The organism is Mesorhizobium sp. M2A.F.Ca.ET.039.01.1.1 (assembly GCF_003998035.1).
Taxonomy (GTDB): Bacteria; Pseudomonadota; Alphaproteobacteria; order Rhizobiales; family Rhizobiaceae; genus Mesorhizobium.
Genome location: NZ_RZRY01000224.1, coordinates 1 through 8,931 on the forward strand (window position 1 = coordinate 1; position 8,931 = coordinate 8,931).

Below are 8,931 nucleotides of genomic sequence, written 5' to 3' on the forward strand. Positions count from 1 at the left end.
GACCAGGCTGGAGGTCGATGCGCTCGGCCTCGACGCGCTCGACCGCCGCTATCTGTCGATGATCGCGCGCAATTTCGGCGGCGGGCCGGTCGGCATCGAGACGATCGCGGCCGGGCTTTCGGAGCCGCGCGACGCTATCGAGGACATCATCGAGCCCTATCTCATCCAGCAGGGTTTCATCCAGCGCACGCCGCGCGGGCGCGTGCTGACCGCCAATGCCTGGCGGCATCTGGGGCTCGACCCGCCAAAGGATATCGCGCAGCAGCAGATCAGCCTGTTCCAGGAAGAGTAACGCAGATTTGTTCGCCGCTCGGCCAAGCAAGGGGCCGATCTGCGCAGAATCTGCGCGCCTTGGCCCAGCTCAGGGCGCAATTACCGCCTTTAAGGCAGCTTCCTGGTAGAAACCCAAGGGGCTTGGGCCGTTCCATGATCACCAGACGCGGTTTCCTGCGCCTTGTCGGCGGCTCGGCCTTCGCCATGGTGTCGCTCGGCGCCTATGCGGTCGGCATCGAGCCGATGCTGCTGACGCGTGTGAAGCGCTACGCGCTGACGCCGCCGCACTGGCCGGCCGGACTCAAGCTGCGCGTCGTGGCGCTGGCCGACATCCACGCCTGCCGGCCCTGGATGACGCCGGAGCGGATCGCGGCGCTTGCAGAGCAGGCCAATGCGCTGCAGCCGGATGTCATCGTCATGCTTGGCGATTATCCTGCGGGAACCCGCATGGTGACCGGCTGGGTGAACGCATCCGAATGGGCGCCGGCGCTCTCCGGGCTGAAGGCGCCGCTCGGCGTGTTCTCGATCCTCGGCAATCACGACTGGTGGGAGGATCGCTCGGCACAGGCGGCTGGGGCAGGGCCGACAATTTCCCGCAAGGCGCTCGAGGCTGTCGGCATTCCGGTGCTGGAGAACGACGTCGTGCGGCTGGAAAAGGACGGCAAAGGCTTTTGGATTGCCGGGCTGGCCGACCAGATTGCGCTGCTGCCGGACAGGGCCAAGGGCCGCAGGGGGCTCACCGGCCTCGACGATCTTCCCGGCACGTTGGCCAAGGTCGGCGACAGGGATCCCATCATCCTGCTCGCGCATGAGCCGGACATCTTTCCAAAGGTGCCCTGGCGGGTTTCGCTGACGCTGTCCGGTCACACCCATGGCGGACAGGTGCGGCTGTTCGGCTATTCGCCGGTCGTGCCTTCCGCCTATGGCAACCGCTATGCCTATGGCCATGTCGTCGAGAACGACCGCAACCTGATCGTCTCGGGCGGTCTCGGCTTCAGCATTGCGCCGGTCCGTTTCGGTGTGCGGCCGGAGATACTCCAAATCGATCTTGGCTAAGGCGTACCGATATTCAGGTGAGGCCGGCCTGCGAATGCCGGTTTCCTGCGCTTCCGGTGCTCACGTACTTTAAGTACGCTCCGCTCCGGTTCTCGGAACCCGCCATTCTCGACTCGGCCTGACCTGAATCTCGGTACGCCTTGGTTTGCTGCCTTACCGCAGCGACCTGATCACATCCATCACATTGGGTTCCGCCTTCTCGCCGTCGAACGCATCGACGACGCCGAAGGCGCCGCCATAGCTCCACACCGACCAGGAAAAACCATACGCCTCGGCGCGGGCGATCATGTAGCCCACATAGGCGGCGCGGTACGCTGCCGGCATGACGAAGCCGTTGCCGTATTCCTTGCGGATCATGCCGAATTCGCCAAGCGTGATATCCTGAGGCTTGATGCCGTTGGCCTTCGCCCAGGCGTCGACCGTCCTGAACGGCGCATCCATGACGGCGGCCAGCTTTTCGGGACTGTCCATCGCTGCCACCTGTTCGTCGAGATAGGCGAGCATGCCGCTCTGCCGCGCCCAGGGCGCCTCGGCCTTGATCCGATCGCGGATCGTGTCCAGCGTCACGTCCAATTGCGGCTTGGGAACGGCTGTGAGCGGATAGGGCAGGCCGGTGACGTATTGGATGAAATCGCCGGCCCAGGTCGCTCCCTGGTGTGTCAGAAGGAACGGGTCGTAGGAATGGAAGGTCCAGATGATGTTGTCGTCGGGGATCGTCCCGGGGTCGATCCTGGCCAGGGACTCCGCGTTTGAAAAGCAGCCGCCGGTCAGGATCAGCGTGAGCCTGGTGGCGGAAGCTCGCGCGGCCGCGAACAGCTTTTTCTGGCGGTCGGGCCAAAGGTTGGTGCCGTTCGCGTCGCAATCGACGATCGGCTCGTTCATCAGCTCCAGCGCGACCTGCTTCGGATCTTCCCGGGCCAGCGTCTTTGCCATGTTGCGCACGACCTCGGCATAGGCGTCGAACGTCGCCGGACCGTCCATCACCTGCCCCATGCCGATCTTGCGGTCGCCGCCCGCGGGGATCAGATGCAGGTCGACGATCACCTTCAGGCCGGCGCGGTTGATCATGCGCGCCGAGTCGAGCACGCTGGCATAGAGGTCGTCGCGAAGCGCTTCGGTCCGGTCCGAGAGAAAGGGCGAGGGATCGACCGGCATGCGCAGGAAATCGAGACCGGCATCCTTGAGCGCCTTGAGGTCGTCCTGCTTGAGGAATTTGCGCCACTCCGGATAAGGCAGGATCGCCCGGCGATCGCTCCATTTGTCCTCGGTGGGCCAGGTGACCCATCGGTCGAGATTGAGGCCGCGTTTCATCGAGAACGTCGCTGCCCCGGCCGGCAGCGCCAGCGCGCCGAGCGCAAGCAGCGCCGCCATCAAGCTCTTGATCATCGTGCCCAACAGTGCCATCCCGTTCCCGCGCGAGAGACACCTGCCCTTCTGGGCCGAAAAAGGAAAGCGCGATGGACGATCATGGTGAATCGGCGGCGCTCAGCGCCGGGCTTTCCGGCGCGCTGACGGATTTCGGCCACCGGCTGATGGCGAGGGTCTATTATGCCGACACCGATTTCTCCGGCGTCGTCTACCATGCGCGCTATCTCGAGTTCCTCGAGCGCGGCCGCTCCGACTATCTGCGGCTGACCGGCGTCCACCACACCGAGCTGCTGGACGGCAAGCATGGCGAGCGCATCGTCTGGGTGGTGCGGCGCATGGAAATCGACTTCCGCTCGCCGGCCCGCATGGACGACATCCTGACCATCGACACGCGCACCGACGACATCTCCGGCGCCCGCATCTTCATGGGCCAGCAACTGAAGCGCGGCGGCGAGGTGCTGGTCGAGGCGAAAGTCGAGGCGGCGATCGTCGGCGAAAGCGGGCGCCCGAAACGGTTTCCAAGGGAGTGGATTGCCGCCTTCATGCCTCGGGTACGCTGATATTCAGGTGATGCCGGCCTGCGAATGATGGCTTCCTGCGCTTCCGGTGCTCACGTAGTTTCTAACTGCCGCACGTCCTTATCGGAAAACCGGAGACCACTTTTCCGGGACATGCCGAAGTACGCTCCGCTCCGGTTCTCGGAAGCCATCGTTCTCGGCTCGGCCTGACCTAAATCTCAGCATACCCTTGCGGCGGCGCTTGTTGATTGGTCGCCTGCCAAGCGCGGCAATGCGCCGCGCCTGACATCCTAACCCATCCTTAACCATAACGGTTCATGAAGGAATTGGTGAAGATTGGCGCAATTCGTGCGCCTTCCTTTCACCAATATTTGCCTCGAAAAGGCCGCGAAACGGTGCATTCGGGGCGTGTCCCGCAAGCTTCACGCTTCGCGCGATCGGACCAAAGGGATGCCCATGGGCCAGCCGCCAGCGATGCCCGGAAAATCTTAAGGACTTAAGTGATGGAAAATATCGCACTCGCCGATCCGGCAGCGCATTTGTCGATCTGGGCCCTGTTCATGCAGGCCGGCTGGGTGGTCAAGCTGGTGATGATCGGCCTGCTCTGCGCCTCGATCTGGACCTGGGCGATCATCATCGACAAGCTCGTCGCCTATAGCCGCATGCGCCTCGCCCTCAATCGCTTCGAGCAGGTCTTCTGGTCCGGGCAGTCGCTCGAAGACCTCTACCGCACGCTGGCCGACCGCAAGACCACCGGCATGGGCGCGATCTTCGTCGCCGCCATGCGCGAATGGAAGAAGAGCTTCGAAAAGGGCGCGAAGTCGCCGCTGGCGCTGCAAACCCGCATCGACAAGGCCATGGACCTGGCATTGACGCGCGAGATGGAAAGGCTGGAGGGACGCCTCGGCTTCCTCGCCACCACCGGCTCGGCCGCGCCCTTCATCGGCCTGTTCGGCACCGTCATCGGCATCATGACCTCGTTCCAGGCGATCGCCGCGTCGAAGAATACCAGCCTTTCGGTGGTGGCGCCCGGCATCGCGGAGGCGCTGCTGGCGACCGCGATCGGCCTGCTCGCGGCCATCCCCGCGGTCATCGCCTACAACAAGCTGTCATCGGACGCGAACAAGCTCGCCGTGCGCATGGAAGGGTTCTCGGACGAGTTCTCCGCCATACTCTCGCGCCAAATCGATGAAAAAGTAGCGCAGAAGGCCTGAGGAACGATCATGGGGATGTCTGCTGCTGGCGCAGGTGGCTCGGGGCGAGGCGGACGCGGCCATAGGCGCCGTGGCCGTCACCATGGCCTGATGTCGGAAATCAACGTCACGCCGATGGTCGACGTGATGCTGGTGCTGTTGATCATCTTCATGGTCGCGGCGCCGCTGCTCACCGTCGGAGTTCCGATCGATCTGCCGGACACGCAAGCCAAGGCGATGAATGTCGATACGCAGCCGATCACCGTCTCGATCGACGCCGCCGGCAAGATTTTCCTGCAGGAAACCGAGATCCCCATCGAGGAACTGGTGGCCAAGCTGCAGGCGATCTCGAAGACCGGCTATGACGAGCGCATCTTCATCCGCGGCGACAAGTCGACCGACTACGGCACGGCGATGAAGGTCATGGCCCGCATTTCAGCCGCCGGCTACAAGAATATCGGCTTGGTCTCGCTGCAGGAACAGGATCAGTAGACGCCAGATGCGCACGGGCCTCACCTCATCGGTGATCTTGCATGCGGTGGCGCTGGCCTTCGGGCTGTTCACGCTGTCGTCGCCACCGGCCATGCCGGCCGCCGACGTGGAGTCGGTGGCGGTGGATATCGTGCCGATGGAGGCCATCGCGCAAACGCTGCAAGGCGACAAGAAGGCGGTCATGCATGACAAGCCGGCGCCGGTTCCGACGAAGCGGCCGGATGTCGTTCCCAATGCCCAGAAGGTCGGCGAGAACACGTCCGACACCGATAAGCCGGTGACGGACGAAGCCAAGCCGAAGCCGGTCGAGAAGACGGCGGCGCCGCCGCCCGCGCCGACGCCAACCGAGAAGCCTGCGGTCGAGGACGTGCCGAAGCCGCAGGAGAAGCCGAAGCCGACGCCCGCGACGGAAGTCGCGCCGACGCCGACGCCGAAGGAAGAGGTCAAGCCCGAGCCGGTCAAGCAGACGGAGCCCAAGCCGACGCCGGCGAAGGAAGCGACGCCGCCGCCCGACAAGACCGCGGCCATCCAGAAGGAAGAGGTCAAGCCGGACGCAGTGGCCGAGGCGATCTCGCAGGACCAGCCGACGGATGAGGCGAAGCTGCCGGATTCAGCGCCCGCGCCGGAAGCACGGCCGAAGCCGCAGCCGCAGCCGGCCCAGGCCGAGAGTGCCAAGGCGCCGGATCGCAAGGACGCGGAAAAGCCGGTGAAGGAAGCGTCTTCCAAGAAGAAGTCGGACGAGAAGCAGTTCAACGCCGACGAGATAACGGCGCTGCTCGATAAGCAGAAACCATCCGGCGGCGGCGCCAAACGCTCGACACAGCAGGCTTCGCTGGGCGGCGAGAAGGATCAGGGCCAGAAGCTCTCCAAGTCGGAACAAGGGGCGTTGGAGGATCAGCTCGGCGGTTGCTGGACTCTTCCGGTTGGCCTCGAGGGCTCCGAAAACTTCACCGTGGTCATCCGTTTCAACCTGAATGCCTCCGGCAAGCTCGAGGGCCGCCCGACCGTCGAGAAGTCCAGCGGCAACCCCCAGTTCGACGCCAGCGCGGTCCGCGCCGTGCAGAAATGCGATGTCGCAGGTCTGCAGGTTCCCGCCGGAAAGCAGGACATATGGTCTGACGTTCGCGTCAACTTCGATCCAAGAGCGATGCTTGGCCTGTAGCCTGAGCACCCAAAAAATCAGCAAGAGAAGCGAGAAGACATGAAATCCATCCTCAAGCCGCTCCTGATGGTCGCCGCGATGGCGGCAGGCATAAGTTCTGTCACCACCTTGCCCGCTCAGGCAACTCTTGAGCTGAACGTCAACAAAGGCAATGTCGAGCCGATGCCCATCGCCATCCCTGATTTTCAGGGAGGGCTTGGTCCGCTGATATCGGAGATCGTGACAGCCGACCTGAAACGGTCGGGGCTGTTCGCGCCGATCGACAAGGCCGCTTTTGTCGAAAAGATCACCAATCCGGATGCCTCGCCGCGTTTCGAGGACTGGAAAGTCATCAACGCGCAGGCGCTGGTGACCGGCAGCGTGAGCAAGGAGGCGGACGGCCGCATCCGCGCCCAGTACCGGCTGTGGGATATTTTCGGCAACCAGCAGCTGGCCGGTGAGCAGTTTTTCGCCAACGACGCCAATCAGCGCCGTGTCGCGCACATCATCGCCGATGCGATCTACGAGAAGATCACCGGCGAGAAAGGCTATTTCGATACACGCGTCGTCTTCGTCGACGAATCCGGCGCCAAGAACGCGCGCAAGAAGCGGCTCGCCATCATGGACCAGGACGGCGCCAATGTGCGCTATCTGTCCGACGGCCGCGCCATCGTGCTGACGCCGCGCTTCTCGCCGAACCGGCAGGAAATCACCTACATGTCCTATGAGAGCGGACAGCCGAAGGTGTATCTGCTGCAGATCGAAACCGGACAGCGCGAGTTGGTCGGCAACTTCCCCGGCATGACATTTGCGCCGCGCTTCTCGCCCGACGGCCAGAAGGTGATCATGAGCCTGCTGCGCGATGACGGCAATTCCAACATCTTCGCCATGGATCTGAGAAGCCGCTCGACCACGCGGCTCACTGATTCGACCGCGATCGACACCTCGCCGTCCTATTCGCCGGATGGCTCGCAGGTCGTCTTCACCTCAGACCGCGGCGGCGGCAGTGGCCGCTCGCAGATCTACGTCATGGGTGGCGACGGCTCGAACCCGCACCGCATCTCCTTTGGCGACGGCGTTTATTCGACGCCGGTCTGGTCGCCGCGCGGCGACCTGATCGCCTTCACCAAGCAGAGCGGCGGTGAATTCCAGATCGGCGTCATGAAGACCGACGGCTCGGGTGAGCGCATCCTGTCCTCCGGCTTCCAGCAGGAGGGCCCGACCTGGGCGCCGAACGGCCGCGTGTTGATGTTCTTCCGCGACTCGGGCGGCGGACCCAAGCTGGTCTCGGTCGATCTTACCGGCCGCAACGAGCAGCCGATCCCGACCGCGAACTACGCGTCGGATCCGGCTTGGTCGCCGTTGCTGGAATAGGGAACTGAAGAACTGAGGAATTGAAGAACTGAGGAATCGAGAAGCCCCGGCTCTCAATTTCTTAGTGCCATTTTCCACGGCTTGGTCGCGTTTTGGCCGCATTTCCGCCTACGGTCCGCGCGCATTGTCGATCTTGGTAAATGCGTGGATGCGTAACGGCCGAGGACGGCGGCCGAAACCAAAAATTAACCGTGTTTCTTGAATGCCGGTTAACCCAAACGTGGTTACTGGGTGATCAACGAAATCACTCGAATGCTAAGGAGAGGGCGGCATGGGCCGTATCGCAGCACTTACCAGAAACCCGGCGATGATCGCGTTGGTGGCGGCTCTCGCCATCACCGGTTGCGCGTCGAAAAAGACCCCGAACAGCGCGGCCGATCTCGGGCTCAACGGCGCCGGCGCCGCCACGCCGGGTTCCGCGCAGGACTTCACCGTCAACATCGGCGACCGCATCTTCTTCGACACCGACTCCTCGTCGATCCGCGCTGACGCGCAGACCACGCTGGCGCGCCAGGCGCAGTGGCTCAACCAGTATCGCCAGTACGCGATCGTCATCGAAGGCCATGCCGACGAGCGCGGCACGCGTGAGTACAATCTGGCGCTGGGCGCCCGCCGCGCCGCCGCCACCCGCGACTTCCTGGTTTCCAAGGGCGTCTCCGCAGGCCGCCTGAAGACCATCTCGTACGGCAAGGAGCGTCCGGTCGCGGTCTGCGACGACATCTCCTGCTGGTCGCAGAACCGCCGCGCCGTCACCACGCTGTCGGGCGCCGGTTCCTGATAACAGGCCCCGTGGCCGCCGCTTGGTGCGACGCCACAGGCGGCAAAAATACAACATCGCAAGAATCAAAGGCGGCCTCAGGGCCGCCTTTTTCATTTGCAACGACTTGAAACAAAATTTGGCCGAAGTCTCGGGTCCTGCTATGAGCGCGAGGGCGCTTCCTCCCCCTGTTGGAAAGGCGCATCAGGCCAACACATCCACCGCGAGAGACAGAATGCATTTTAGAACGGTCCTGAGCGGCACGCTTGCGCTGCTGCTCGTATCAAGCCTCACAAGCCTCGCCGCGTCGGCCGACAGCGCCGGACAGGCTTCCGGCAACGGCTTTACCTTTCACCTGCCGACGCTCGGCATCTTCGGCGACAAGAAGAAGCCTGAACAGGCGCAGATCGCGCAGGATAGTGGCGGCGGCGTGACCGGTCTGGAAGACCAGCTGCGCCAGCTGAACGGCAAGATCGAGGAGATGAATTTCCAGATCCTGCAGATGCAGGAACAGATCCGAAAGCAGCAGGAAGACAATGAGTTCCGCTTCCAGCAGCTCGAGGGCGGTTCGCAAGGAGGCGCCAAGCCGGCCGGGCAGAAGAAATCGGAAGCCGCGCCTCAGGACGGAACCGGCAACACCAATCTCGGCGATGCCGGCACCGGGGATTCCGGCACCGGCGACGCCGGAACCGACAATAGCGTCGCGCAGGCTCCGGCGACGCAGGCGCCTGCTGACACCGGCGGGCCAAATGGCGGCGG

At 63.7% G+C, this 8,931-nt stretch carries 9 protein-coding genes and 1 pseudogene; 9 read left to right on the plus strand and 1 reads right to left on the minus strand.

From position 1 onward, the window contains the following. A partial coding sequence (locus EOA24_RS18005) for a Holliday junction DNA helicase RuvB C-terminal domain-containing protein (protein ID WP_281059888.1) occupies positions 1-292 on the plus strand: 292 nt, incomplete at its 5' end. 134 nt (positions 293-426) lie between these two features. Further along, the gene (locus tag EOA24_RS18010) at positions 427-1,329 is read left to right on the plus strand and encodes a metallophosphoesterase (protein WP_126080749.1); all 903 of its coding nucleotides are present in this window, start codon (positions 427-429) and stop codon (positions 1,327-1,329) included. Between the two features lie 153 nt (positions 1,330-1,482). Here EOA24_RS18010 and EOA24_RS18015 read toward each other — a convergent pair whose 3' ends face one another. Further along, positions 1,483-2,733: a cellulase family glycosylhydrolase gene (locus EOA24_RS18015; protein WP_126080750.1), complete on the minus strand. Its 1,251-nt coding sequence runs from the start codon at positions 2,731-2,733 to the stop codon at positions 1,483-1,485. 53 nt (positions 2,734-2,786) lie between these two features. On the opposite strand from EOA24_RS18015, the gene ybgC reads away from it, so the two are divergent. From ybgC to EOA24_RS18050, 7 genes and pseudogenes are all read left to right on the plus strand, one after another. After that, positions 2,787-3,257: a tol-pal system-associated acyl-CoA thioesterase gene (gene ybgC, locus EOA24_RS18020; protein ID WP_126080751.1), complete on the plus strand. Its 471-nt coding sequence runs from the start codon at positions 2,787-2,789 to the stop codon at positions 3,255-3,257. 461 nt (positions 3,258-3,718) lie between these two features. Beyond that, entirely contained in the window at positions 3,719-4,429 is a 711-nt protein-coding gene (gene tolQ, locus EOA24_RS18025) for a protein TolQ (RefSeq protein WP_042645742.1), read from the plus strand. 9 nt (positions 4,430-4,438) lie between these two features. Continuing rightward, entirely contained in the window at positions 4,439-4,900 is a 462-nt protein-coding gene (gene tolR / locus EOA24_RS18030) for a protein TolR (RefSeq protein WP_042645743.1), read from the plus strand. Between the two features lie 7 nt (positions 4,901-4,907). Beyond that, positions 4,908-6,062, plus strand: coding sequence for an energy transducer TonB (locus EOA24_RS18035; RefSeq protein WP_126080752.1), 1,155 nt, complete (start codon positions 4,908-4,910; stop codon positions 6,060-6,062). A 39-nt stretch (positions 6,063-6,101) separates the two neighbouring features. Continuing rightward, on the plus strand, positions 6,102-7,415 hold the full coding sequence (gene tolB / locus EOA24_RS18040) for a Tol-Pal system beta propeller repeat protein TolB (RefSeq protein WP_126080753.1): 1,314 nt from the start codon (positions 6,102-6,104) through the stop codon (positions 7,413-7,415). 271 nt (positions 7,416-7,686) lie between these two features. After that, a complete protein-coding gene (gene pal / locus EOA24_RS18045; RefSeq protein ID WP_126080754.1) occupies positions 7,687-8,193 on the plus strand; it encodes a peptidoglycan-associated lipoprotein Pal in 507 nt (168 codons plus the stop codon). Between the two features lie 214 nt (positions 8,194-8,407). Further along, positions 8,408-8,931 (plus strand): annotated as a pseudogene (locus tag EOA24_RS18050) (hypothetical protein); the annotation flags it as partial.